Here is a 1,631-nt window from a genome sequence, read left to right as displayed (position 1 = left end):
GCAAGCAGGTTGCGGATCATCTGCTCGAGCAGACGCGGGTCGCTATGTATCGAAAGGCCGCACGAGACCACGTGCAAGGCAAGCCGCTTTGCTTGCGCGTGATAGGCGAACTCATCTCTCAATCGGTCAAGCAAACCCTTGATTGGGAAACTGACCATTTCGGCGTGGACAATGCCAGCCTCGATCTGGTTTATGTCAAGCAGCCCGTTCAGCATGCCCGCCATAGCGGCCGCCGCCTCGTCGAGCCGTGTGACCAGCTGCAAGGCTTCGTCGTTCTTGTTCTCCTTGATCTTCTTGGCCAAGATGCCTTGCACTAGCTTGAGCGTTTGCAGCGGCTGCCGCAGGTCATGGCTCGCGGCAGCGAGAAACCGTGATTTAGCGGCATTGGCCAGCTCAGCTCGCCGCTCCGCTGCTTCCAGCGCCTCCGCTATGTGCTTGCGCTCGGTGATTTCGACAAAGGTGATGACGACGCCGTCCACGCCCTTGTCCTGGGTGCGGTAGGGCAACACGCGACGGATGTACCAGGCGCCGCTCTGAGCTTCGATTTCTCGCTCGATCGGCGCGAGGGTTTGCAGCACCGTTCGGGCATCCGCCAGAAGAGCGTTGTCGGCCGCCAGCGAGCTAAGGTCTGCGAGCGGCCGCCCGACGTCGCCGGGAATGACATGGAAGAGCGACTTGGTGGCCGGCGTGAAGAAGCGGATATTCAGGTCGGTGTCGAGGAAGACTGTCGCGACATCGGTGCTGTACAGGATATTTTGCAGATCATTGGAGGTCGTACGCTGCCGCTCCAGGGTTTCCTGGAGCTGGCTATTGAGGGCGGTAAGTTCCTCGTTGAGCGACTGCAATTCCTCCTTCGACGTCAGTAGCTCCTCGTTCGTCGTTTGGTATTCCTCGCTGTTGGACAATGCTTCTTCGTTGGCCGCCTTCTGCTCTTCGTTCGAAATCTCAAGGTTTCGGCTGGCACCTTCGAGCTCGGTTCTGGTGGCTTCCAGTTCCCGCTCAAGCTCGGCGACCCGCGGAACGTCCCCCGAAGCGGTCGGGCGACGTCGTCTGCGCTCCTGCGTCGGCTCGTCGATGAAGCAAATCAACAGCAGCTCCTCGCCTTCGCTCAGGACCGACTGTACAGCGATGCTGAAAGTGCCTGGATTGCCGCCGTGGTTCGTCCGCCCGCCGGGGACGACAATTCTTACATTCTCTTGGCTGGCCAACTGGATTGCCGATCTTAGCTTGGTACGCATCCCCTGATGCACCATGGCGAGCAAATCCTGAGTAGGGTGTCCCGGCGCCACGCGCAGGTAACGGTCTGTCGGTCCCAAGGAATAGAGGCACTCGTGCTTGCGGTTGATCAGGACCGCCGCCGGCGCGTAGGTCTCCATTACCAGCCGTCGGCAAAGGTCGGCGAGAGCGGCTTGGCGCGAGGGCAATTGGCCTTGTGCCGGGCGCGCGGGGACCCGCACGCCATCACCGCCTCTCAGCGAAAAGCCAAGTTGGCCCGGTCGGCTGCGACCGATGTGCCGATAGAGCCGCTCCTGCTTGGAGATCACCTCGAAGCGATCGGTGGCGTTGCCCGCCGTCTCCGAGGTGCCAAGAAGGAGAAGGCCGCCCTCGCGCAGCGCGAAATGGAAAAGCGA

Annotated in this window: 1 protein-coding gene; it reads right to left on the bottom strand. The window is 61.3% G+C overall.

Annotated elements, in window-relative coordinates:
• Window positions 1–1,631, bottom strand: a 1,631-nt coding sequence (locus WCB02_RS35615; protein WP_423966153.1) for a PAS domain-containing protein, incomplete at both ends; no start/stop codon positions are given.

This window comes from Bradyrhizobium sp. (assembly GCF_049581145.1).
Lineage (GTDB): Bacteria > Pseudomonadota > Alphaproteobacteria > Rhizobiales > Xanthobacteraceae > Bradyrhizobium.
This window is presented reverse-complemented; position numbering and strand designations above follow the sequence as displayed.